Origin of the sequence: Actinoplanes sp. NPDC051475, from assembly GCF_040689425.1 — a bacterium.
Classification (GTDB): domain Bacteria; phylum Actinomycetota; class Actinomycetes; order Mycobacteriales; family Micromonosporaceae; genus Actinoplanes.
Genome location: NZ_JBFAZZ010000028.1, coordinates 22898 through 46146, shown reverse-complemented (window position 1 = coordinate 46146; position 23249 = coordinate 22898). Strand labels below are relative to the sequence as shown.

Here is a 23249-nt window from a genome sequence, read left to right as displayed (position 1 = left end):
CTGACGGACGGCACCTTTCACCCGAAAAGGTTTCACGATGACTCTTCGCGCCGACGGCCTCGAGGTGGTGCCGATGACAGCGGCACACGCGTACGGGGTCCTGACCGTCTATGCCTCGGGCATCGCGACCGGTAACGCCACGTTCGAGACCGAGCCGCCGTCCTGGGAGGAGTTCGACGCGGCCCGGCTGCCGGGGCACCGGTTCGCCGCCCTCGACGGGGGCGAGGTGGCCGGCTGGGTCGCCTGTTCCCGGGTGTCCGCGCGCGCCGCCTACGCCGGTGTGGTCGAGCATTCCGTCTACGTCGATCCACGGTCCGGCGGCCGGGGCATCGGCCGCATGCTGCTCGAGACGCTGATCGACTCCACCGAGCGGGCCGGGATCTGGACGATCCAGTCGGGCGTCTTCCCCGAGAACACCGCCAGCCTGGCCCTGCACCGGCGGTGCGGCTTCCGCGACATCGGCGTCCGCGAACGCATCGGCCGCCATCACGGTGTCTGGCGCGACGTGCTCCTGATCGAACGGCGGTCGGCGGTCGTGTGAGGCGGGTGCTGTCGATCATCGGCGCGTCGGCGTAGCGTCGGGGCATTGGTCGACTGCTACCCGCTCCTCCCGGGAGGGCGCCATGACCACGATCGTTCCGCGGCCTGCCACACCGCAGCCGGTCGTCAGCCGCCCCTGGCCGGTGAGACGCCAGGTGCGCGGCTCCGCGCTGGGCCGGACCCTGCGCACCACGGATGCGAAGCAGATCGGGATCATGTACATGATCACGTCGTTCGGCTTCTTCGTGGTGGGCGGCTTCCTGGCGTTGCTCATGCGGGCCGAGCTGGCCCGGCCGGGCATGCAGTTCCTGTCGGCGGAGCAGTACAACCAGCTGTTCACGATGCACGGCACGATCATGCTGCTGTTCTTCGCGACGCCGATCGTGTTCGCCTTCGCCAACTTCGTCGTCCCGCTCCAGATCGGCGCGCCGGACGTGTCGTTCCCGCGGCTCAACGCGTTCGCGTACTGGCTCTATCTCTTCGGCGGGCTCATCGCGCTCGGCGGCTTCGCGATGCCCGGGGGTGCCGCCGACTTCGGCTGGACCGCCTACGTCCCGCTGAGCGACTCCGTGAACTCGCCCGGCATCGGCGGCAACATGTGGGTGGTCGGCCTGGCCCTCTCCGGCCTGGGGACGATCCTCGGCGGCGTCAACATGATCACCACGATCCTGACGCTGCGCGCGCCCGGCATGACCATGTTCCGGATGCCGATCTTCACCTGGAACATCCTGGTCACGAGCCTGCTGGTGATCGCCATCTTCCCGTTCCTGGCCGCGGCATTGTTCGCGCTCGCCGCCGACCGCATCCTCGACGCGCAGGTCTTCAACGCGAACACCGCAGGGCCGATGCTGTGGCAGCACCTCTTCTGGTTCTTCGGCCACCCTGAGGTGTACGTGGTGGCCCTGCCGTTCTTCGGCATCATCACCGAGGTCATCCCCGTCTTCAGCCGCAAGCCGCTGTTCGGCTACAAGGGACTGGTCGGCGCGACGCTGCTCATCGGGATGCTGTCGTTCAGCGTCTGGGCGCACCACATGTTCGCCACCGGCCAGGTGCTGCTGCCCTTCTTCAGCTTCCTGAGCTTCCTCATCGCGGTGCCGACCGGCATGAAGTTCTTCGTCTGGATCGGCACGATGTGGCGCGGCCAGATCAGCTTCGAGACACCGATGATGTTCGCCCTCGGGTTCATGGTCACGTTCCTGCTCGGCGGCCTGACCGGGGTGCTGCTCGCCTCGCCGCCCATCGACTTCCACGTCCACGACAGCTACTTCGTGGTCGCGCACTTCCACTACGTACTGTTCGGCACGATCGTGTTCGCGGTGTTCTCCGGCATCTACTTCTGGTTCCCGAAGATGTTCGGCCGGATGCTCGACGACCGCCTCGGCAAGGTCCACTTCTGGCTGACGTTCATCGGCTTCCACGCCACCTTCCTGGTGCAGCACTGGCTGGGCGCGGAGGGCATGCCCCGCCGTTACGCCGACTACCTGGAGACCGACGGCTTCACCTTCCTCAACACGTTCTCCACGATCGGTTCCTTCGTGCTGGGCGCCGCGACCCTGCCGTTCATCTACAACGTCTGGAAGTCGTACCGGGCCGGCACGCTCGTCACGGTGGACGACCCGTGGGGCCACGGCAACTCGCTGGAATGGGCCACGTCCTCGCCGCCGCCGCTGCGCAACTTCGACCGCATGCCGCGGATCCGCTCGGAGCGCCCGGCCTTCGACACCAAGTTCCCGGAGCTGGCCGCCGGCGAGCAGTCGGAGGCGGGACCGCCGGAGGGCGGCGCCCGCCCGCTGAGCAGCGAGTCCGACACCGGCGCGAGCTACCAGGAGGACCGCTCGGACAGTCGATGAGACGCCGCGGTTGACGAAGCGGAACGTTGCTCCGTATAGTTCCGGAACGACGTTCCGTTTGCCTGTCCCGCGATGGAGGCACTCCCATGGCCACCCCCGTACTGTCCGTCAGTCCCGTAGTGCTGCCGGCTCCCGGCCGTACCGTCGAATTGCAGGTCCGGGTCTCCGCCCCCGTGACCGGCGGTGAATTGCCGATCATCCTGCTGTCGCACGGCCACGGCCCCTCGAACAACCTCTCGTCCCTCAACGGCTACGCCCCGCTCGCGAACTACTGGGCGGCGCACGGCTTCGCCGTCATCCAGCCGACCCACCTGAGCTCGAGCACGCTGACCCTGAGCTCCGACGACCCCGAGGCGCCGCTGTACTGGCGATCCCGCGCCGAGGACATGAGCCGCATCCTCGACCAGCTCGGCGCGATCGAAGCCGCCGTCCCGACCCTGCGCGGGCGCCTGGATCCCGCCGGCGTCGCCGTGGCCGGGCACTCGATGGGCGGGCACACCGCGAGCCTGCTGCTGGGCGCCCGGCTCACCGATCCGCACGACGGCACCGAGGTGAACCTGGTCGAGCCCCGGATCAAGGCCGGCGTGCTGCTCGCCGCGCCCGGCCGCGGCGGCGACGCCCTCACCGAGGTCGTGGCCGAGAACTATCCCTTCTTCTCGACCACCGACTTCTCCGCGATGACGACACCCACGCTGGTCGTCGCCGGGGACAAGGACACGTCCGCCCACCTGACGGTGCGCGGCGCGGAGTGGCACACCGATCCGTACTACCTCTCCCCCGGGCCGAAGACGCTGCTCACTCTGTTCGGCGCGGAGCACGGGCTCGGCGGGATCTCCGGATACGACGTCGCCGAGAATCCGCGGCGGGTGGCCGCGGTGCAGCGCCTCACCCGGGCGTACCTGTGGAGCGAGCTGCACCCCGGGGACCCCGCGTGGAAGGCGGAGGCCGACGCGCTGACGGCCGGACCCGACCCGCTCGGGCGGGTCGAGTCCAGGTAGGCGGACGTCAGCGGGTGGCGCGGCCGGTGAGCTTGTCGCGCAGGCGGTCGACGAGCCCGACGCCGGGACCGACCAGCTTGTGGAACAGCTCGCTGTTGGGGGCGCCGGGGTGCGGGCGGGTGGGGGCGACCTTCTTCGCCGTCTCCACCTTGCCGGCGAGCTCGACCAGCTCGTCCTCGGGGATCCGGCGGCGCAGCTCGGGGAACTGCTCCGACTCCTCGTCCTGGATGTGGTCGGCCAGGATGGCCTCGAGCGAGCGCAGCGCCTCGTCGAACTCCGTGCCGGTGACGTCGAGCGCCTCCAGCTTCTTCATCGCCTGCTCGAGCTCCTTGTGCTCCTCGACGTCGTGCTCGACCGCCTTGTCGCCGTCGGGCAGGTGCTTGCGCATCGCCGGGTAGACGTACATCTCCTCCGCGACCGCATGGCGCACCAGCTCGCTGATGGCCGTGTCGGTGAGGTCGCGCCGGATCATCGGGTCCTTGATCGTCCAGATCTCGCCGATCAGGGCGGTGACGTCGCGGTGGTCGCTGGTGAGGACGTCGATCACGTCTCTGCTGGTCATGAAACCTCCTGAGGCGGGTGAGAACAGCAGCCGACTACCCCGGATACCGTGGCCTCATGCAGGAATCGCAGCGCAGGCAGGAAGACGCCCGCCGGGCGGCCGCCGGGCAGGGCTGGACCGCCCTGCTCGTCACGCCCGGCTCCGACCTGCGCCACCTCACCGGCTACGACGCGATGCCGCTGGAACGGCTGACCTGCCTGGTCCTGCCGGCCGGCGGGGAGGCCACGCTGATCGTGCCCCGGCTGGAGCGTGCGGCGGCTTCGGCCGGTGCTCCCGGCGTACAGCTGGCCGACTATCCGGACGGCGCCGACCCGTACGGGCTGCTCGCCGATCTCCTGCCGCCGGCGGGGCGCGTCGGCGTGGTCGACGTGATGCCGGCCGCGCACCTGCTGCCCCTGCAGGAACGGCTGCCCGGGGTGCGCTGGGAACGTGCCGCGCCGGTGCTGGGACGGCTGCGCGCGGTCAAGTCGCCGGCCGAGGTCGCCGCCCTCGCCGAGGCCGGCGCCGCGATCGATGCGGTGCACCGGCAGATGCACCGCTGGCTGCGGCCGGGACGCACCGAGGCGGAGGTGGCCGGCGACATCGCCACGGCGATCCGCGACGCCGGGCACGCCCGTACGGACTTCGTCATCGTGGCGGGCGGCCCGAACGCCGCCAGCCCGCACCACAGCAGCGGCGCGCGGGTGCTCGAGGCCGGCGATCCGGTGGTGGTCGACATCGGCGGCACGATGCCGAGCGGATACTGCTCCGACTGCACGCGTACGTATGTGCTCGGGCCGGCCGCTCCCCCGGAATTCGCCGACTACTACGCGGTTCTGCAGGCCGCCCAGCGGGCGTCGGTGGCGGCCGTGGCGCCCGGCGTGCCGGCCGAGGCGGTCGACGCGGCGGCACGGGAACCGATCACCGCCGCCGGGTACGGCGAGGCGTTCCTGCACCGCACCGGGCACGGCATCGGGCTGGACACCCACGAGGATCCGTACATCGTCACCGGCAACAGCGAACCCCTGCGCGAGGGGATGGCGTTCTCCATCGAACCGGGGATCTATCTGGCCGGGCGCCACGGGGCCCGCATCGAGGACATCGTCGTCTGCACCGCGGACGGCGGACGGCGCCTCAACACGACCGGCACCGGCCTCGTCCACCTCTGAGCCGTTCGCTCAGGCGTCACCGAACGCCGCGCCGAGGCCGGTCAGGTCGATCGGCGTGCGGGCGTGTTCGGGTACGTGGTCCAGCAGCGGACGAATCGCCTCGAGCGCGGTCAGAATCTGGCGCCCGACCCGTTCGACCGGCTGCATGGCGTCGACGGACACCAGGATGCCGCGTTCGGCGTACCAGGTGACGATCGGGTGGGTCACCTCGTGGTACAGCGCGAGGCGCCGCCGGATCACGTCTTCGGTGTCGTCGCTGCGGTGCTCCAGGGCGGCGCGGGCGAGCAGCCGGCGGATGAGCTCGCCGTCGTCCGCCTGGAGGTGCAATGCCACGTCCGCCGTCATGGCCAGGGACTTCCCGACCTGGTACAGCGTGCGGGCCTGGGTGATGTTGCGGGGCATGCCGTCCAGCACGTAGCCGGTCCCGGCCTCCTTGGCCGCGACCAGCGCGTCGCGCACCATGTCCAGCACGATGTGGTCCGGCACCAGGTCGCCGCGGTCGAGGTGCTCGCGCACCGCCCGGCCGAGCGGGGTCTGCCGGGCGACGTGGTCGCGCAGCAGGTCGCCGGTGGCGATGTGCGGGATGTCGAAGTGGGCTGCGATCACCGCACCCTGGGTGCCCTTGCCCGCTCCGGGCGGCGCGACCATCAAGACCCGCATCGAGCAGCCCTTTCCGGTGACGGTGCCATCGAGATCAGGTTGTCATCCGCCGCCGCGGAAGTCCATCACCGGGGCCGCAGGACCTGCACGCCGCGGGGACGCCGCCCGCTCAGTGAGGCGGTCGCCACCAGGGTCCGTCCACCCCGAAGGACGACGCCACCTCGCGGTGACGGTGCGGCTCGGCCATGCCGGACTCAGGCGGGACAGGGCGGGGCGGTGAAGGTGGGGTGCACGCCGACGGTCCACCGGCAGCCGAACGCCGGTGCCGCGACCGTACGGCGGTCGAGGATCGCGTCGCCGCCCGGGCGGGTGCCGTGGCGCACCCAGCCGACCAGGTCGTCGAAGGCCTGCTGCAGCTCGGCGGGGGTGAAGTCGCAGTGCCCCACCCCGCGGATCGCGCGCGACACGAACAGGCCGGACCGGCCGTGCAGGGCGGCGCGGCCGGCGTACACCTGCTCCATCGAGAACGGTACGAACAGGTCGCCTATGTCGTGCAGGGACAGCACCGGCACCGGCGGCCGGCCGTCGACGCGGGGGATGCCGTCGAGGCCGCGGTCCGGCCCTGCGGTACGGCGTACGCGCAGTACGTCGGCGTTGAGGCGCCACTCCGCGGCGGTGGGCCACCGGCGGTCGGTGCTGCGGTAGAGGGTGAACCGGTTGCCCGTGACGTTGCCGTCGGCGATCCCGCCGGTGCCCCCGGTCAGGCCGGGCCAGACGCCGAACAGGAACGGCAGGTCGTCGAGGGGCGAGAGGGAACGGGCCGCGTTCCAGTACGAGAACGCGCCGTCGAAGCCGGGCCGCTCGCCGCCGCTGCGCCGTTCCACGACGTCGGACCAGGTGTGCCCGGCGGCGGTCAGGACCGGTGGGGCGCCGGCGGTGACGCCCAGCTCGGGCAGCACGGCGGCGACCCGGGTACGCCACGTCTGCTCGTAGTCGGCCGGCGGCGACAGCGGGAAGTCGATGTCCACGCCGGCCAGCGCCGCGGCGGTCACGTTCGCGTCGAGGAAGTAGTCGAAGAGCTCGGTGTCGCCCAGCACACCGCAGTACGGCATCGCGCCCACGAACGCCCGCGGGTGCTTCTCGATGGCGACGGCGGTCACGTGGCCGCCCATCGAGGCACCGCTCATGTAGACGGCTCTCGCGCCCGTGCCGGTGACCTGGCGGAAGACGTCGATGAGCGCGTACGAGTCCCGTACGCCCTGCCCCACGTCGTAACCGTTGGTGCTGTAGCTGGAGGCCGCCCAGGCGAAGCCCCGGGCCACGTAGTGGGACCGCAGGCCGGGGTTGTCCACATAGACGGTGGTGTCCGTGCCGCGGTACCCGTGGGCGTAGACGACCAGCTCGCCGTTCCAGTGCAGCGGCACTTCGATGCGGTAGGCCGCCCCGGCCGTGATGCCCGTGTGGATCCGCGTGAGCGTGGCTCCCGAGGAGTCGGTGAGCGGCAGGAACGGCCTGCCGTCGAGTTCGCAGGCGGGGTCGGCGACGAGGTAGCCGGGTTGGGTGGTGCTGGGGACGGGCGCGGCGCAGGTGGCCGGCGCCGCGGCGGCCGGCGGGGCGACGAGCGCCGTCGCGCAGGCCACGGCCACAGCGAGCGCCGCAATGACGGGTTTTCGGTACGTCACCATCAGCTACCTCCCGGTAACATCCAATGACGCGTTCGGGTGGGTGTCAAGGGCCGGCCACCGTGCCCGGTTGCCTCGCCGCCCACCATGATGGATGCTGGGCGGCGACCATGGCGGCGCGTATCTTCATCAGCTACTGCAACGGAAGCGACGCCACCCGGCAGCTCCGTAACGAGATCGCCGCGGCCCTGTCCGGGCACAAGGTTTTCATCGACGAACTGAGCGTCCGGCTCGCCGACGATTGGCGGGCCCGCATCTACCACGCGCTGGCGGAATGCCACGCGGTCGTGTTCCTCCTGGACTCCGGCGCGCTGAAGTCGCCCTGGGTCCGCAAGGAGGCGAACATCGTCCTCTGGCGCCGCGCGCTGGGTGCGTCCGTCATGATCATCCCGGTGCTGCTGGACGGGGTCACAGCGCCGGACATCGAGGCGGCCGGACTGGCTGAGCTGCTGGAGGTCCAGCACACCCGGCCGGCGAGGCGCGGCCCGGCCGGCGGTGGCGGGGTGGTGCCCGAGGTGGTTCGCGCCGTGAGCCGCCTGCGGGTCGGCGGACGCCGGAGCAGCGATCCCATGCAGGAGTGGACGTCGCGGGTCGTGGAGGCGCTGGCCACCCTGGACGACGGTCACCTGGCCGTCTCGGCGGACGCCTTCGGCGCGGCGGACGGTCTCGCCGAGCTGCCGGGGCGGACGGCTCAGCTGAACTACGTCGCCCACCAGCTCCTCCACCAGGGAATCGACCGGCGCGCGTGCGACACCCTGGCGCGGATCAAGCGGGGGTTCAGCGACGAGCAGCGCCGCAATCTCATCGAGGAGATCATTCCGACGTGGGTGGACGGGGACGCGGCCCGGCTGCTGCTCCACGGCGCGGCCGACCGCCGGCCGGTCGTCCTGCTCAACGCCCGCCTCGATCGCACGGCCCGCCAGTACTTCGAGCGGGCGACCTGCCGCTCCTTCTCCGGATACCGCTGTGCGGTGGCCGGTGAGCTGGTCGGCGAGCAGTCCGTCGCCGACGTCTCCGCGGCGCTGCAAGCGGCAGTCCGGGAACTGGCCCGGCTACCGCCCCGGATACCGATCGAGGAGATCGTCCCGCCGCCGGGTCTGTCCTTTCTCGTCGTCGATCCGGGCGGCGTTCCGCTGCCGGCGGTCGGGCCGGCGATCGAAGCACTCCGCCGGGACTTCCCCTGGGTGAACCTCATCGTGCTGGTCGGCCGGGCGCACCCCGACGAGCCGACGGTACGGCGGTGGCTGCCCGAGGCGCCGTACCTGTTGCTCCCCGCTCTGGCCAAGGACGATGAACTCGTGGCCTATCAACTCGTGGAGGATCTCGTGCAGCTGGTACCCGAGCGGATGCGGGGCGACGTGCGATGACGGGAGCGGTGACCGGTTCGGACGGCGTCGACAACCGCGACGGCCGGGCGTACGCCATGACCGATGAGCTGTCCCTCGCGGTGGACGTCGCCCTGGCGACCGGCCGGCCCCTGCTGCTCCGCGGCGACCCCGGCTCCGGCAAGTCCTCCCTGGCGGCATACGTCGCCCGCGAACGGGGCTGGCGGTACTACGAACACGTCGTGACCTCCCGGACCGAGGCCCACGATCTGCTCTGGACCTTCGACGCCGTCCGCAAGCTGGCCGACGCGCAGGCCTCCCGGGTCCTGGAGGAATACGCGTACGTGGAGCCGAGGGTGCTGTGGTGGGCCTTCGCCCCGCGCTCCGCCGCCCGCCGCGGGCGCCCGGCCGGCGACGGGGACGGCTCCCCTGCGGCGGACCCGGCGCACCGGATCCACGGTGACGAAGCGCCGTCCGCCGACCACGCGGTGGTCCTCATCGACGAGATCGACAAGTCCGAGCCGGATCTGCCGAACAACCTGCTCGTGCCCCTGGGGTCCCAGGAGTTCGTCGTCACCCACACGGGAACCCGGGTACGCCGCGAGCCACCCGAGCGCCCCGATCCGACCCCGCTGGCCCGGCACCTCGTCGTGCTGACCACCAACGAGGAGCGCGAGCTGCCCCGGGCGTTCCTGCGCCGCTGCGTGGTCGCCTGGCTGAAGCGCCCCGACGCCGACCGGCTGGTCACGATCGCGCGGATGCATCTGGACGCGTACGACGGCGGCCACACCGTGCAGGATCTCCAGCTGGCCCGCGCGATCGCCGACCAGCTGATGGAGGTCCAGGCGGACGCGGACCGTGCCGCGCTGCGGGCGCCGAGCACTGCGGAGTTCCTTGACGCCCTGCGCGCCTGCCGCGGCCTGGGCATCACGGTGCGGAGCAGGGCCTGGCCGCAGCTGCGCAAGCTGCTGATGGTGAAGCCGGACCACCCGGAGTAGACATGCGACCCACCGTCTGGCTGAGTGACCTGGTCCGTGCCTGTGCGGCGGCCGGGGCCCGTACCGCGGCGCAGCGGAAACGGATCGCCGCGATGCTCGGTCTCGCCGCCGTCCGGCAGAGCGCTCCCCCACCGCCCGCCGCCCCGGTCCCGGTGCCCGCGCCGGCACCCCAGCATCCCGCTCCGGCTCCGGCAGTACATGCCGGGCCCGCCCAGCCGGTCCGCGACACCATCGTCGAGGCTCTCGCCGAGGCGAAGGAGCTGCCGGTGTTCAGCCCGGAGCCGGCGCCCGCGCTCGCACGGCAACCCCTGCTCGATCCGCGGTTCGCGCCGTCGATCCTGCAGATGGCCGTCCGGCGGCACGTCGCCGGCGGAGCGTTCGACGTCGACGCCGCCGTCCGCATTCTCGCCACGGCGCAGCCGCTGGTCACGATGCCGAGGAGGAAACGGGCCACCTCCGCGTTCGGCGTCCAGGTCCTGGTCGATCTCGGCACCGGGATGCAGCCGTTCGCGGAGGATCACGAGGACGTCCTGGCCGTGCTGGACCGCCTCCTCGGGGCGAGCCGGATCCGGGTGTCGTACTTCGCGGACTGCCCGGTCCGGGGCGCCGGCCCGGCGGGAAACGCGAGCTGGCGACCCTGGACTCCCCCGGCCCGGGGCACCCGGGTCCTGCTCCTGACCGACCTGGGCATCGGCGGGTTCCCGTTCGACCCCACCCGCGCCCGTGCCGCCGAGTGGCGGCGGTTCGGTACGCAGGCACGGCAGTCCGGTGTGGAACCGGTCGCCTTCGTGCCCTACCCGCCGGGGCGCTGGCCGGCCTGGGCGGTCGCCGCGATGCCGGTCGTGCACTGGGACCGGCGTACGACGGCAGCCGGCGTGGACGCCGCGATGCGGAGACGCCGGTGACCGCGCCCGGCTATCTCGAGCTGGCGGAGCTGCTGAGCACGGCGACGCGGATCGAGCCGCACCTCCTGCGTACCGTCCGGCTGACGGCCGCCCCGCATCTCGATGCCGGCGCCGAGGGGGATCTCTGGTTCAGCGACGTGATCGGCGTGCGCAACCCGCGCATGGTGAGCTTCCAGCCGGCCCGGCTCCCGGCCCTGCGGCAGGCGCTGGCCGCACGCATAGCGGCCAGTGACGCGGACGACCCGGTGCGCCGCGTGGGCCCGACCGTGGCCGCGGCACACACGAACCTGCCGCCGACGCTCCTGCTGGAGGAGCGCATCGCCTGGCTGACCGTGAGCACCGCAGCGGACGACCCGGAGCGGATCGACGAGCTCCTGAGGCCGGCGCTGCGGGCCCTGGTGCACGAGGGCCGGACCGGTGTCGCCGACTGGTTCGCCGGCGCGTGGGACCGACTGCCGGCACTTGCGCAAACGACGACAACGGCCTGGCAGCTCGGCCAGATGGCCCGCCGCACCGGCGCGGAGGCGCTGACGGCCTTCGCGCCGCGGCACCTCGCGATGATCACCCTGGCCGACGTCGCCGCCATCGCCGCGAAGCTGCCGGACACCGTCATCGGCGTGCAGCGCGACGACGGCGGGCTGGTCATCACCGAACCGCCCCGGCGGGGCTCCATGCGCGTGACCCTGCCGGACACCGACCCGCGCCTGATCGAGCTGACCGATCCCGCGTCCGCGGACCCGGGACGGACGGTGGCGGTGACGGGAGGCGAGACCGCGGTCGCCTGGCCCGGCACCGGTCCGGTCCGCATCACCACGGCCCGCGGCACGGTCTACACGCTGCCGGCTGTCCAGCCCGTCCTCGTGAGCCCTCCGCAAAGCGGGCTCAGCCTCGCCTGGCGCCTGCGCGACCTGCGCGCGAGCGCCGCTCTCACCCAGCGCCATCTGGCGAGCCTCATGGATGTGTCAGCTCCCTCGATCTCGAGCTGGGAGAACGGGTTCGTCGTTCCCCCGCTCCCCCGCTTGGCGCTGTACGCGACGATCTTCGCCCTGGATCAACCCCCGCGGCCGTATCGGTCGCCCCCGAGCGAGGAGCAGCTGACCCGCTCCGAACAAGCCCGAAGGCGGGCCTTGCTGCAAGAGCTCGTGCGCCTGCGGGAGGAGGCGTTGGGGCATCGCGTCGGCGGCGCGGAACAACCGGCGGCGCCCCTGCGGTATCCGGCCGGGGAGGCCATCACGGTGGTGGTCAGCCAGGTGCCGTCCGACCTGAGAGGCACCATGCCGCTGGCGGATCCGAGCAGCCCCGACTACGTCGAGAGCTACCGGTACGCCGATCTCGACTCGCTGATCGAGCTCCACGGTCATCTGCGGGCCGTCAACCCCGACAACGAGGTCAGGATCGCCACGCCCGACCAGATGTCCCCGGACGACATGACCAACCACCTGGTGCTGCTCGGTGGCGTCGACTGGAACGCCATGACCCGGCAGCTGATGCGCCACATCGAGGTGCCGGTCACGCCGATCCAACGGGATCCGGAAAGCCCCGGCGGGTTCCGCGTCGGCAGTGAGACCTTCACGCCGGTGCTGACGGACGACCAGCTCCGGGAGGACGTCGCCCACTTCCTCCAGAGCCCGAATCCCTTGAACACGAGCCGCACCGTCATCATCTTCCAGGGCATCTACGGCGCGGGCACGTACGGCGCCGTCCGGGCGCTCACCGACGCCCGGCTGCGTGACCGCAATGCGGATTTCCTCGCGGCGCTGTCCCACGACGGACCGGTCAGCCTGCTCTTCCGCGTACCCGTGATCGCCGACCGGGTCGTGGTGCCGGACTGGACGTCGCCGGACACGCTGCTGCACGTCTGGCCGCCGCCGGACCGGAGCTGAGGCGGCGCGGGTCCGGCAGCGGCTGCCGGCGGCCGAGGAGCACCGGCACGCGTCGTAGCGGTCACCGGCGCAGGGTTCTGACCGGTCGCGGCGCGGCCACGTACCCGCGGCCGCGTGGTGCCGGTCCGGTCGTCCGCCCGTGTTCGACGGCCGCCGCGGCGGTGCGGCTGCGGTCGGCTCGCGCGGTGGCCAGCAGGCCGGCGTACCGGCCGCGTTCCGCCTGGGACCAGTTGCGTTCGTCGTACTCCTGGCCCATCCGCCGCCCGGCGTCGACGGCCGGGCGGAGGACGTCGAGGGTCTCCTTGGCCGCCAGCTGGTCGGCCTGCCCGGCGCGGGCCCGCAACCACGCCGGCGGCGGGCCGGGCTCGCGCAGACGGGCCGCCTCCACCACCTTCGGCCGGTGCACCTCGTCGTTCATGCCCGCGACGACGGCCGGTGGCGGCTTCCGGTTCTCCGGCGACGGGAGTGTGCCCGATCGGGCATCGAAGGAGAAGTGGAGCGGACGACGGGCCGGCCGGACGACGTCAGTAGCGGAAGGTCGCCACCAGGCCGGTCAGCTCCGCCGACATCCGGGCCAGCTCGGCGGTCGCCTGCTGCGTCTCGGCGATGCCCTCGCTGGTGTGGCGCGCGGCAGCGGCGACCCCGTGAATCGTCTGCGAGATGTTCCCGGTCCCGGAGGCTGCCTCGCCGACGCTGCGGTTCATCTCCGCGGTGGTCGCGGTCTGCTCCTCGACGGCCGAGGCGATGGTGGTCTGGAAGTCGCTGATCCGGCCGATGACCTCGGAGATCGCCTCGATGGCCTTGACCGCACCCCGGGCGTCGGCCTGGATCGCCTGCACCCGCCGCGAGATCTCCTCGGTGGCCTGGGCGGTCTCCTGGGCGAGATCCTTGACCTCGTTGGCGACGACCGCGAAACCCTTGCCGGCCTCGCCGGCGCGGGCGGCCTCGATGGTGGCGTTCAGGGCCAGCAGGTTGGTCTGCTGCGCGATCGAGGTGATCACCTTGACCACGTCGCCGATCTCCGCGGAGGAGGCGCCGAGCTGGTTCATCATCGCCGAGGTCGCCGTCGCCGTGGTGACCGCGTCCTGCGCGACCTGGGCCGCCTGCGCGGCGTTCTCGGCGATCTCTCGGATGGAGGAGGCCATCTCCTGGCCGCCGGCGGACACGGTGCTGACGCTGAGGGACACGTACTCGGCGGCGGACGAGACCGTCTGCGCCTGGTGGGAGGCCTCTTCGGCGGAGCCGGCGATCTGCCGGGCGGTGGCCGACATCTCCTCGGAGGCACCGGCGAGCGACACCGCCGAGCCGTCGATGGTCGACACGGCCTGCCGCAGATGGGCGACGGCCGTGTCCAGGGCGCGGCCCATGCGGCCCGGCTCGTCGCGGCGGGTCAGGCCGCTGGTGCGGGTCAGGTCGCCCTCCGCGAGCGCATTGCAGACCTCCTCGACGCGGGCCAGCGACCGCACGATGCCCCGCGACACGAGCACTCCGGCCAGGACGGCGGCCACCAGGCCGCCGACGAGCAGCACCAGGGAGAGCGTACGGCTGGAGCGGTACTCGTTCTGCGCCGACGCGGCCGCCGCGGCCGCGTCAGCGGTCTCCTCGGCGACGAGCTGGTCGACGTTCGCCGAGATCTTGTCCATGATCGGCAGTACGTCGGTGTCGCGGATCTGCGTCCAGGTCTCGATGTCGTGGCGGGCCCCGGCGGGCAGCAGATACTGCTGCACCAGGCGGGTGTAGCCCTGCCACCAGTTCTGCACGGCGGTGAGGGTCTGGGTGTCCCCGGCGGACTGGCCGTTCCGATACGTGGCGAGCGCCGTGTTGAGGGCCCGCACGTCCGCGTTGAAGGCGTCGCCGAACGCCGCCGCCTTGTCCGGGGACAGCGCCAGGGCCTGGTCGGACACGTCGAGGCGGGCCTTGAGCACCGCCGCGCGGACCTGGCCGATCGCGAGCACGGCCTGCACGTTGCGGTCGTAGATGCCCTGGGCCGCGCCGCTCGCCCGGGCCAGCGACACCATGCCGACCACCCCGACGGTGAGGGCCACGAGCGCCGCTACCCCGACCGCAGCGAGGATCTTGACACCGGTCGCCAGGTCCCCGAACCGGAGGAACGGTCGCTTACGAACGGGAGTCGCGGCGTGCGCGGCTGCTTTCGTCATCGGGAGCCTTCCGGGCGGGACGGCGGCCACGACAGCCGCTCATACCCCCGAATATCGTCACTTCGACCGCCGTCTTGAAGGCAGTCGGCCAAGAATTAGTGACGCGCCGCACCCCGCGTTCGCCGTCCTAGGAACCTAGGGATGGTCCCGGGGCTGGTTGCTACCCTTGCCGGTGATGCCGCGCTGCGGACGTCCCGGACGAGCGCGTGTCGTACCCGGCCTGCAAAGACGACCGCCTGCGAAGGTGAGCTGTCATGGCCTGGTTCGTTCTTGTCGTCTCCGGTCTGCTCGAGACGGTCTGGGCCGTCGCCCTGGACCGCAGCGGGGGCTTCCAGCGGCCGCTGCCGTCGATCGTGTTCGTCGCGGCGCTGGCGCTGAGCATGACCGGTCTCGGGTACGCGCTGCGCAGCATCCCGGTGGGCACCGGCTACGCGGTCTGGGTCGGCATCGGCGCCGTAGGCACGGCGCTGGTCGGCATGATCGCCCTGGGCGAGTCGACGAGCCTCCCCCGCCTGCTCTGCCTGCTGCTGGTCGTCGCCGGCGTGATCGGCCTCAAGTTCCTGCCCTGAGGGATCCCGGGCGGGGCGACCCGCTTCGCACTTCTCCTGCACCTCGCGGAATCGGCGGGCCGAGGACCGCGCCGCCGATGAGGAGACCGCAGACCTCACCGGGGCACACGGATGCGCCCTTCAGACGAGCGAAGGACCGCCCAGCATGTCCGTTCCGGTCTTGGACCCGACGCGCGAGAGCGATTACGACGACGTAGCCGCGCTCGCAGCGCAGCTGTGCGGCACGCCGATCGCGCTCGTCAGCCTGGTCGACCGCGAGGCCGGCCGGGACAGTGCCCTCTGCGCCCAGGCGATGCGGAGCGACGAGATCATGCAGGTCGCCGACGCCCGGGCCGATCCCCGGTTCCGGGACGACGCGCTCGTCACCGGCGAGCCGTTCGTGCGCTTCTACGCCGGCGCCCCCTTGATCGCCACGTCGGGGCACCGGATGGGCAGCCTCAGCGTGATCGACCGCGAGCCCCGGCTGCTCACCCCGGACCAGCGCCGGGGCCTGCGGACGCTGGCCCGCCAGGTGGTCACCCAGCTGGAGCTGCGCCGGTACGCCCACGGCATGGCGGACGTGCGCCGGCAGCTGTCCGAGGCCGACCAGCTCAAGGACCAGTTCCTGGCGCGCATCACCCACGAGCTGCGGACCCCGCTCACGTCGATCACCGGATACCTGGAGATCCTCGAGGACGCCGACATGGTGGCCGGCGCCGGCGCGGCGTTCGTGACGCGCATCCGGCGCAATTCCGAGCGGCTGGTCACCCTGGTCGACGACATGCTGCTGGCGAGCCGGCTGGCGGGCGGCCATGTGGACCTCGAGCGCGCCGGCGCCGACCTCGCCGCCCTCGCCCGCGAGGCCGGCGCGCAGCACACGGCGCTGGCCGCCGGCAAGGGCCTGACCGTCGTCACCGACGCCGTGCAGGCGGTACCCGCCCACGTCGACGTGCGGCGCATCGGCCAGGCCCTCGACCGGCTCGTCCGCAACGCGATCAAGTTCACCGACCACGGGAGCGTGACCGTCGCCGCCACGACCCGGGCCGGGCGGCCGGTGCTGGAGGTACGCGACACCGGCGTCGGCATCGACCCCGCCGAACGGGACCGCGTACTGGCCCCGTTCCGCCGCGCGAGCGCCGCCGAGCGGGCCGAGGCGCAGGGCAGCGGGCTCGGGCTGAGCATCGTGGCGGCCATCGCCGACGCCCACGGCGGCACGGTGGAGATCGCCGACAACCTCACCGGCGGCACCACCGTCACCCTGACCTTCTAGGCTCGGGCCTGTTGCTTCAGCGCTTCTGGACGACGACCTCCGAGCCGGAGGCCGTGACGGTGTAGGCGACTGTCTGGTGCGTCCACGGGTTGGTGGCGTACACCCGCGCGCCGTTGCCGATGTCCTCGACCCGGACCATCGCCGAGCCTGCCCGCTTGTTCGCGGCGCCGGCGAGGGACCGGACGACCTTGCGCAGCGAGGTCGCCTTGACGGTGTGGCCGGCCGCCGCCCGGCGGATCGTGGTGGCACCGTCGCCGACGACTTTCTTCACCGTGGCGGCCATGCTCAGGTACGCCTCACCGCGGGCCAGGACGACCGAGGTGATGGTCGCGGAGGGCGCGGGCGCCGTCAGGTTCTGCGCGCCGTACGTGAAGGCCAGCGCGCCCGTCACGTCGCCGGCCGCGACCCTGGCGCCGGAGAGGACGCCCTCCGCGGTGACCACGAACGTGATCGTGGTGTCCGTCTCCGGCGAGAAGGTGTAGTCGGCCGTGCCGTCGTCGTGGGCGGTGCGGGTGCCGGCGTAGCTGACGTCCTTGGTGAGCAGCTCGGACGGTCGGAAGCCGCGCGTGTCGACGTAACGGTCCAGGTCCAGGGCCGCGTCCGGCTTGACGACGTACCGGACCGCCGGGCGGTTCATCATCGTGACCGCCGCCCTGGCCGCCGCGGTGCTCAGCGTCTCGTAGGTGCCCCGGTGGTGGACGGCGTACTTCGTCCTGAGCGCGCCGCCGTAGTTGTCGTGCTCGTACGCGACACCGGCCGCCGGGTCGACCGCGTACTCGCCGGACGCCGACGCCGACGGGCTGCTCAGGCTCTCCGTGATCCTCCAGCCGTCCGAGGCCGCCGCCGTCGAGGAGCCCGCCACCGCCTTCAGGGCCGAGACCATCTCGGCCGCGGTCAGGGTGGCCTCGGTGTCCGCCGCGTACGCGGTGCCGGGCAGGCACAAGAGACCCGCGGCCATCGAGGTGACCGCGGTCAGCGCAGCGAGCCGGAACGAACGTGTCATGCGTCACTCCAATGGGACAAACTTCCAAAAGCCGAACATATCGCCGCGGCACGCGGAGCGCATCGGCTCTTCCGGCTGCCCGGAGTGGCCGCTCGGACGGGGCCGGGGGGCCGGCTCAGCTCCGCGGCCGGGACGCCGGGGCCAGCTCAGCTCTGCGGCAGGGACGCCGATGGGTTCAACGATGGCCGGGAACGGTGGACGGGGACGGGTCGGGGACCGGGTGAGTGATCCCCGCCGGCTGCGCGTCCTCGGGGACACCGGCCTGCTCGACGCCGGTGAGCTGCCGGCCCTGGACCGCCTCACCGCCCTGGCCGCCCGGCTGCTGGACGTGCCGACGGCACTCGTCTCGCTGGTCGACGCCGACCGGCAGGTGTTCGCGAGCGGCTCCGGGCCGAACGGTTCCCGGCAGACCCCGCTGTCCCACTCCTACTGCCGGTACGTGGTGGCCGACGATGCCCCGCTGATCGTGCCGGACGCGCGGGCCGACGAGCGGCTGCGGGACAACCCGGCGATCAGCGAGCACGCCGCGATCGCGTACGCCGGCATCCCGCTGCACGCGCCCGACGGCCACGTGCTCGGCTCGCTGTGCGTTGTCGACACCGAGCCGCGCGAGTGGACCGACGCGCAGGTGGCGATCCTGCGGGACCTCGCCGCGGCGGCGGAGTCGGAGGTCGCCCTGCGGCTGGCCCACGGTGAGCTGCTGCTCTCCTCGGCCCGGTGGCAGGCCGTCCTCGACAGCGCCGCGGACGCCTTCGTGTCGATGGACGCCGACGGGCGCGTGACCGCGTGGAACTCCGCCGCCGAGCGGCTGTTCGGCTACTCCATCGCCGAGGCCCTGGGCCGGCCGGTCACCGACCTGATCGTTCCGGTCCGGCTCCGGGCCGCGCACGACCAGGGCATGGCACGGGTACGGGCCGGCGGCACGTCGACGCTCGCGGGACAGCGGCTGGAGGTGGCGGCGGTCGACCGCACCGGCCGGGAGTTCCCGATCGAGATGACGTTGCAGGTCGGCACCGGCCGCGACGGCATGGTGTTCCACGCGTTCCTGCACGACATCACCGCCCGCGTCGAGGCCCGCGCCCAGCTGGAACAGGAGCGCCAGCGGCTCGCCGACGAGCGCGCCTTCCTGCAGGCGCTGCTCGACAGCCTGGACTCCGGCGTGGCCGCCTGCGATGCCACCGGCACCCTGGCCCTGTTCAACCAGGCCCTGCGCGATCTGCTCGGCGCCGACGAGCAACCGCTGCCACCCGACCGGTGGGCGCAGACCTACGGGCTGTACGCCGCGGACGGGCAGACCCTCATGACGACCGAGCAGGTGCCGCTCGCCCGCGCGCACGCCGGTGAGCAGGTGCGCGGCGAGGAGATCGTCGTACGGCGACCCGGGACGGAACCCCGCCGGTTCGTGACCAACGCCCACCCCATCGCCGCCGACGGCCGCCACCTCGGCGCGGTGGTGGCCATGCACGACATCACCGAGAGCCGCCGAACCGAGCAGCTGCGTCGCTGCCGCCACGCCGTCACCCAGGTGTTGTCCGAGGCGACCAGCGCCGAGCAGGCCGCCGCCCGCGCAGTCGCCACCGTCGCCGCCGGCCTCGGCTGGACCTGCGGCGAGTACTGGCAGGTCGACGCCGACGAGCAGCGGATCGTCCGGCTGAGCTCGTGGACCGCCCCGGGCGTCGACCTCGGCGGCTTCACCGGCGGCGAGCCGATGGCCTTCTCCGCCGGCGAGGGACTGCCCGGACTGGTGTGGTCGCGCAACGCCGAGGTGTGGACCGCCACCCGGCAGGACGGTGTCCTCGCCGGCGGGCGGGCGGCCGTCGGACACGCCGCGGGCCTGCGCACGGGCGTCGGCGTGCCGGTGGGCACCGGTCGCGGCGTGCTGGGCGTGCTCGCGTTCTTCATCGCCACCGACGTCCCCCGCGATGCCGACATCGCCGCGGTGCTGGACACGATCTGCGCGCAGCTTGGCCGCTTCGTGGAACGCCGTCGCGCGGAGGACCTCACCCTCGCCCTGGCCGCGGCGCGCCGCGACTTCAACCGGATCATCGCCCAGGTCAACGACTACCTGTGGACCGTCGAGATGCGACCCGACGGCACGGTTCGCTCGGTGTACTCCAGCCCGAGCGGCACCGGCGTGTTCGGCGCCGAGCTGCCCACCGGCGCGGACATGGCCACCACCCTGGCCGCCCGGGTGCATCCCGACGACCGGCACCTGTTCGCGGGCTTCCACGCCACCGTCTCGGCCGGACTGCCGGCGGAGGTCGAGGTGCGCGTACTGGGATACGACGGGGTCACCCGCTGGGTGTGGACCCGCGCGGTGAGCCGCCAGGACGACGGCCGGCTGTTCGTCGACGGCATCTCGACCAACATCACCGAACGCCGGGAGCTCGCCGAACAGCGCGAACAGCTGCTCGCCGCCCAGCAGCAGCAGGTGAGCCGGCTGCGGGAGGTCGACCGGACGAAGGACGAGCTCGTCGCCGTGGTCAGCCACGAGCTGCGCAACCCGATCGGCGTCATCCGCGGCTACACCGAGCTGCTGCTCGACGACCCCGACCTGAACGCCGGCTACCGCCGCGAGATCGCCGTCATCGACCGCACCAGCGCCCACCTGCTGCACCTGGTCGAGGACCTGCTCGACCTGGCCCGGCTGGACACCGGGCACGCCGGCATCGACGTCAAGCCGCTGCCGGCCGCCCGGCTGATCCGCGACGTGGTGCAGGCCCACGGGCACGCCGCGGAGGCCGCCCAGGTGCACCTCGAAGCCGCCGTCGGCCGGCTCCCGGTGATCCACGCCGACGCGTCGCGGCTGCGGCAGGTGCTGGACAACCTGCTGTCCAACGCGATCAAGTACACGCCGCCCGGCGGCACGGTGACCGTCACCGCCGAGGCGGCCGGCGGCGACCGGGTCGAGATCGTCGTCGCGGACTCCGGCATCGGCATCCCCGCCGACCAGTACCCCCGGCTGTTCACGCGCTTCTTCCGCGCCAGCACCGCCACCCAGCGCGGCATCAAGGGCACCGGTCTCGGCCTGGCCGTGGCCAAGGCGGTCGTCGAGGCCCACGGTGGCACCGTCACGGCCGAACCCGCCCCGGGGGGCGGCACCCGGTTCACCGTCGCCCTCCCGTGCCACACCGACCCGCGGTCCGGCGCCTGACGTCAGGCTCGGCCCGGCGTCACGACGACCGATCTTCGTCGATGCCTACGGTGCGGCACACCCGCGCGACGGAACGCTAAGATGACCTCTGCTATCGACGCAGGCCTATGCACTCGGATCGAACCCCTCCCCGACGCAGATCGCGAGCACAGTGACCGACACCAGCGAATCCGACGCGACCGCCCGCGGCCCGGAGAAGTCCATCAAGCGCCGCATCGCCCGCCTCATCCTCGTGCCCGGCGTGGCCGCGCTCGTGCTGTGGCTGGCCACCTCCGCCTATCTGGTCTTCAACGGCTACTACGATCGCGAGGTCGCCAACGGCGTCCGGAAGGTGTCGATCCCCGCGGTCAGCACCCTCGCCGCCATCCAGCGCGAGCGGCGCGAGAGCATCAACTACCTCTCGCACGCGGCCAAGGACCTGCCGCAGCTCATCGCCCAGCGCCAGGAGACGGACACGCTGGTGGAGAAGCTGCGTACGGCCGCGGGTTCGGTCCTGAGCCGCGCGCCCCGGCGCATCGACGTACGGTGGCAGGCGTTCTCCGACCGCCTGGACCGGCTGCCCGGGATCCGGAGCACCATCGACTCCGGGCGCGCCGGGCGGCTGGAGACCACAGTGTTCTACGACGATCTGGTGGACGCGGCGATCGACCTGTTCGACACGCAGGCGCGGGTCGTGCCGGACGCCACCGCGACCCAGGGCGCCATCACCGCTACCGACACGTTCCGCGCCGGCGACCTGATGTCCCGGGCCGGATCGGTGATCTCCAGCGCCTTCGGCTCCAACGGGCTGAACCGGCAGGACCACCTCCAGTTCGTGAAGATGGTCGGCGCCTATCACGCCACACTGGACGCCGCGGTGCCGCACCTGCACCCGGACGCCCGGGTGCAGTACGACCGGATCATGGCCATGCCCGAGTGGAGCTCGCTGAGCGCGGCGGAGAACACGCTGATCGCCGCGGGGCCGTGGAAGAGCCGCCCGCCCGGCGAACTCGCCCTGGACGCGCAGCAGTGGGACACCGTCACGAACGCCATCGCCGACCAGCTCGTGGCACTCACCGTCACCCAGGCTGACCGGGTCTCCCAGGACGCCCTGGACACCGGCAACAACCAGCTCCTCGCGGCGGCCCTCGGCAGCGCCGTCGCCCTGCTCATCGCGGTCGGCGCGATCGTCTCGGCGGTCCGGCAGTCGCAGATCCTGGTCAACCGGGCGCTGTCCGTACGCCTCGCGCAGCTGGGCCAGGACGCGGTGACCGTCGTCGACGAGCGCCTGCCGTCCATCATCGAGAAGCTGCGCCGCCGGGAGAAAGTGGACGTGGCGCTCGAGCTGCCCCATCGCGACTACGGCCGGGACGAGATCGGTCACCTCGCCACCGTGCTGAACCGCTCGCTGCGCGCCGCCGTGGACGCGGCCGTCGAGGAGGCCACCACGCGGGCCGCCGGCATGGCGATGCTGATGGGCGTGGCGCGGCGCCCCCAGCGCCCGCTGCAGCACGGGCTCAAGGTCATCGAGGAGCTGCAGAACCGGATCGGCGACGAGAAGATCCTCGGCGAGCTGTTCGACATCAACCACCAGCTCACCCAGACCCGCCGGTTCCTGGAGAACCTCATCATCCTCGCCGGCGGCCAGGCCGGACGCCGGTTCCCGCGCCCGGTCCCGATCCGCCGGGTGCTGCTGGGTGCGGTCGCCGAGACGAGGCAGTACCAGCGCGTCACCCTGCGCCGGGCCCCGGAGGTCGCGATCAGCGGCCCCGCCATCGCCGGCATCACGCACCTGCTGGCCGAGCTGCTGGACAACGCCCTGGTCTTCTCCCCGCCGGAGTCCGAGGTGTGGCTGAGCTGCACGCAGGCGCACAACGGCGTCGTGATCGAGATCGAGGACGCGGGCGTCGGGATGACGCCGGAGGCCATGGACCGGGCGAACACGCTGCTGGCCACCGCCCCGGTCCCCGATCTGAGCGGGCTCAGGGGCGGCGCCCAGATCGGCCTCTGGGTCGTCGCGGAGCTCGCCAAGCGCGGGAACATGCAGGTCACGCTCCGCCCCTCGGCGTACGGAGGGGTGCTGGCCGTGGTACTGCTGCCGGCGAGCGCGCTGGCGCCCGGCGAGGAACCGCGCCCGGCGGCGACCGAGCCGGGCGACGACCACGAACGGTCGCAGCCCGGGGCCGGCAGGCCGCCCGCGCGGCGCCCGGCGACCCCGGTCCCGGCCCTCCAGCAGCCGACCTGGCCCCTGCCGGAGATCTCCCCCGCTGCGTCGCCGCCGGCCCCGGCGACCGGCAGCGCGGTGGCGACCGCCCGGCCGCCGCTGCCCCAGCGCCGCCCGCAGGAGCACTTGGCGCACCAGCTCAAGGAGGAGTCCGGCACGCCGGCCCAGGCCGCCGGGCCGGCGCACACCCCGGAGACGGCCCGCAACCGCCTCGCCGGCTACCAGCACGGCTGGCGCGCCGGTCGCACCGGCGACATCACCCCGCCCGGCCACCGCAGCGGCAGCATCACCCCGCCGGGCCACCGCACGGGCGACGTCACCCCGCCGGGCCACCGCAGCGGCGAGATCCGCCCGCCGGCCCCGGCGGCCGGCGACGACCTGCCCGGCCACAGCGAATGATCACGCCCCCACCGCAACCGAC

General features: G+C 72.6%; 18 protein-coding genes. 12 read left to right on the top strand and 6 right to left on the bottom strand.

Going from position 1 to position 23249, the window contains the following annotated elements; translation table 11 throughout:
* The first annotated feature begins 37 nt into the window (after window positions 1–37).
* From AB0368_RS36370 to AB0368_RS36360, 3 genes are all read left to right on the top strand, one after another.
* The gene (locus AB0368_RS36370) at window positions 38–541 is read left to right on the top strand and encodes an N-acetyltransferase family protein (protein WP_366158595.1); all 504 of its coding nucleotides are present in this window, start codon (window positions 38–40) and stop codon (window positions 539–541) included.
* 82 nt (window positions 542–623) lie between these two features.
* Window positions 624–2390 carry a cytochrome c oxidase subunit I gene (ctaD, locus tag AB0368_RS36365; protein ID WP_366158594.1) on the top strand — a complete coding sequence of 589 codons (1767 nt, stop codon included), beginning with the start codon at window positions 624–626 and terminating at the stop codon, window positions 2388–2390.
* A gap of 86 nt (window positions 2391–2476) precedes the next feature.
* The gene (locus AB0368_RS36360; protein ID WP_366158593.1) at window positions 2477–3388 is read left to right on the top strand and encodes an alpha/beta fold hydrolase; all 912 of its coding nucleotides are present in this window, start codon (window positions 2477–2479) and stop codon (window positions 3386–3388) included.
* A 7-nt stretch (window positions 3389–3395) separates the two neighbouring features.
* Here AB0368_RS36360 and AB0368_RS36355 read toward each other — a convergent pair whose 3' ends face one another.
* Window positions 3396–3950: a hemerythrin domain-containing protein gene (locus tag AB0368_RS36355; RefSeq protein ID WP_366158592.1), complete on the bottom strand. Its 555-nt coding sequence runs from the start codon at window positions 3948–3950 to the stop codon at window positions 3396–3398.
* Window positions 3951–4006: 56 nt separating this feature from the next.
* On the opposite strand from AB0368_RS36355, the gene AB0368_RS36350 reads away from it, so the two are divergent.
* Window positions 4007–5098: a Xaa-Pro peptidase family protein gene (locus tag AB0368_RS36350; RefSeq protein ID WP_366158591.1), complete on the top strand. Its 1092-nt coding sequence runs from the start codon at window positions 4007–4009 to the stop codon at window positions 5096–5098.
* Between the two features lie 9 nt (window positions 5099–5107).
* On the opposite strand, the gene AB0368_RS36345 is transcribed toward AB0368_RS36350, so the two are convergent.
* Both AB0368_RS36345 and AB0368_RS36340 read right to left on the bottom strand, forming a co-directional pair.
* Complete coding sequence (locus AB0368_RS36345; RefSeq protein WP_366158590.1) at window positions 5108–5758, bottom strand: adenylate kinase; 651 nt, start codon at window positions 5756–5758, stop codon at window positions 5108–5110.
* Window positions 5759–5952: 194 nt separating this feature from the next.
* Window positions 5953–7383 (bottom strand): phthalyl amidase, encoded by a 1431-nt coding sequence (locus tag AB0368_RS36340; RefSeq protein WP_366158589.1) that lies wholly within the window; start codon window positions 7381–7383, stop codon window positions 5953–5955.
* 107 nt (window positions 7384–7490) lie between these two features.
* On the opposite strand from AB0368_RS36340, the gene AB0368_RS36335 reads away from it, so the two are divergent.
* From AB0368_RS36335 to AB0368_RS36320, 4 genes are read left to right on the top strand one after another with little or no spacing between them, the layout of a single operon-like run.
* A complete protein-coding gene (locus AB0368_RS36335; RefSeq protein WP_366158588.1) occupies window positions 7491–8747 on the top strand; it encodes a toll/interleukin-1 receptor domain-containing protein in 1257 nt (418 codons plus the stop codon).
* Complete coding sequence (locus AB0368_RS36330; protein WP_366158587.1) at window positions 8744–9703, top strand: MoxR family ATPase; 960 nt, start codon at window positions 8744–8746, stop codon at window positions 9701–9703. The genes AB0368_RS36335 and AB0368_RS36330 overlap by 4 nt, the downstream gene beginning before the upstream one ends.
* A gap of 2 nt (window positions 9704–9705) precedes the next feature.
* Window positions 9706–10608 carry a hypothetical protein gene (locus tag AB0368_RS36325; RefSeq protein WP_366158586.1) on the top strand — a complete coding sequence of 301 codons (903 nt, stop codon included), beginning with the start codon at window positions 9706–9708 and terminating at the stop codon, window positions 10606–10608.
* Window positions 10605–12491: a helix-turn-helix transcriptional regulator gene (locus AB0368_RS36320; RefSeq protein WP_366158585.1), complete on the top strand. Its 1887-nt coding sequence runs from the start codon at window positions 10605–10607 to the stop codon at window positions 12489–12491. The genes AB0368_RS36325 and AB0368_RS36320 overlap by 4 nt, the downstream gene beginning before the upstream one ends.
* Before the next feature lie 61 nt (window positions 12492–12552).
* On the opposite strand, the gene AB0368_RS36315 is transcribed toward AB0368_RS36320, so the two are convergent.
* Window positions 12553–12909, bottom strand: coding sequence for a hypothetical protein (locus AB0368_RS36315; protein ID WP_366158584.1), 357 nt, complete (start codon window positions 12907–12909; stop codon window positions 12553–12555).
* Window positions 12910–13015: 106 nt separating this feature from the next.
* Window positions 13016–14650: a methyl-accepting chemotaxis protein gene (locus AB0368_RS36310; RefSeq protein WP_366158583.1), complete on the bottom strand. Its 1635-nt coding sequence runs from the start codon at window positions 14648–14650 to the stop codon at window positions 13016–13018.
* Between the two features lie 254 nt (window positions 14651–14904).
* On the opposite strand from AB0368_RS36310, the gene AB0368_RS36305 reads away from it, so the two are divergent.
* Entirely contained in the window at window positions 14905–15219 is a 315-nt protein-coding gene (locus tag AB0368_RS36305; RefSeq protein WP_366158582.1) for an SMR family transporter, read from the top strand.
* A gap of 145 nt (window positions 15220–15364) precedes the next feature.
* Window positions 15365–16468, top strand: coding sequence for a GAF domain-containing sensor histidine kinase (locus AB0368_RS36300; protein WP_366158581.1), 1104 nt, complete (start codon window positions 15365–15367; stop codon window positions 16466–16468).
* A gap of 16 nt (window positions 16469–16484) precedes the next feature.
* Here AB0368_RS36300 and AB0368_RS36295 read toward each other — a convergent pair whose 3' ends face one another.
* Window positions 16485–17471: a hypothetical protein gene (locus AB0368_RS36295; protein ID WP_366158580.1), complete on the bottom strand. Its 987-nt coding sequence runs from the start codon at window positions 17469–17471 to the stop codon at window positions 16485–16487.
* A gap of 220 nt (window positions 17472–17691) precedes the next feature.
* Here AB0368_RS36295 and AB0368_RS36290 point away from each other — a divergent pair, with 220 nt between their 5' ends.
* Both AB0368_RS36290 and AB0368_RS36285 read left to right on the top strand, forming a co-directional pair.
* Window positions 17692–20625 carry an ATP-binding protein gene (locus AB0368_RS36290; protein WP_366158579.1) on the top strand — a complete coding sequence of 978 codons (2934 nt, stop codon included), beginning with the start codon at window positions 17692–17694 and terminating at the stop codon, window positions 20623–20625.
* A 151-nt stretch (window positions 20626–20776) separates the two neighbouring features.
* Window positions 20777–23227, top strand: coding sequence for a nitrate- and nitrite sensing domain-containing protein (locus AB0368_RS36285; RefSeq protein WP_366158578.1), 2451 nt, complete (start codon window positions 20777–20779; stop codon window positions 23225–23227).
* Window positions 23228–23249 lie beyond the last annotated feature (22 nt).

What these genes read in the sequence shown, in the direction of transcription:
- AB0368_RS36340 (WP_366158589.1), bottom strand. Translation starts at nt 7,383, where the DNA reads ATGGTGACGTACCGAAAACCCGTCATTGCGGCGCTCGCTGTGGCCGTG.
- AB0368_RS36295 (WP_366158580.1), bottom strand. Translation starts at nt 17,471, where the DNA reads ATGACACGTTCGTTCCGGCTCGCTGCGCTGACCGCGGTCACCTCGATG.
- AB0368_RS36345 (WP_366158590.1), bottom strand. Translation starts at nt 5,758, where the DNA reads ATGCGGGTCTTGATGGTCGCGCCGCCCGGAGCGGGCAAGGGCACCCAG.
- AB0368_RS36370 (WP_366158595.1), top strand. Translation starts at nt 38, where the DNA reads ATGACTCTTCGCGCCGACGGCCTCGAGGTGGTGCCGATGACAGCGGCA.
- AB0368_RS36325 (WP_366158586.1), top strand. Translation starts at nt 9,706, where the DNA reads ATGCGACCCACCGTCTGGCTGAGTGACCTGGTCCGTGCCTGTGCGGCG.
- AB0368_RS36350 (WP_366158591.1), top strand. Translation starts at nt 4,007, where the DNA reads ATGCAGGAATCGCAGCGCAGGCAGGAAGACGCCCGCCGGGCGGCCGCC.
- AB0368_RS36305 (WP_366158582.1), top strand. Translation starts at nt 14,905, where the DNA reads ATGGCCTGGTTCGTTCTTGTCGTCTCCGGTCTGCTCGAGACGGTCTGG.
- AB0368_RS36360 (WP_366158593.1), top strand. Translation starts at nt 2,477, where the DNA reads ATGGCCACCCCCGTACTGTCCGTCAGTCCCGTAGTGCTGCCGGCTCCC.
- AB0368_RS36315 (WP_366158584.1), bottom strand. Translation starts at nt 12,909, where the DNA reads ATGAACGACGAGGTGCACCGGCCGAAGGTGGTGGAGGCGGCCCGTCTG.
- ctaD (WP_366158594.1), top strand. Translation starts at nt 624, where the DNA reads ATGACCACGATCGTTCCGCGGCCTGCCACACCGCAGCCGGTCGTCAGC.
- AB0368_RS36310 (WP_366158583.1), bottom strand. Translation starts at nt 14,650, where the DNA reads ATGACGAAAGCAGCCGCGCACGCCGCGACTCCCGTTCGTAAGCGACCG.
- AB0368_RS36335 (WP_366158588.1), top strand. Translation starts at nt 7,491, where the DNA reads ATGGCGGCGCGTATCTTCATCAGCTACTGCAACGGAAGCGACGCCACC.
- AB0368_RS36300 (WP_366158581.1), top strand. Translation starts at nt 15,365, where the DNA reads ATGTCCGTTCCGGTCTTGGACCCGACGCGCGAGAGCGATTACGACGAC.
- AB0368_RS36330 (WP_366158587.1), top strand. Translation starts at nt 8,744, where the DNA reads ATGACGGGAGCGGTGACCGGTTCGGACGGCGTCGACAACCGCGACGGC.
- AB0368_RS36355 (WP_366158592.1), bottom strand. Translation starts at nt 3,950, where the DNA reads ATGACCAGCAGAGACGTGATCGACGTCCTCACCAGCGACCACCGCGAC.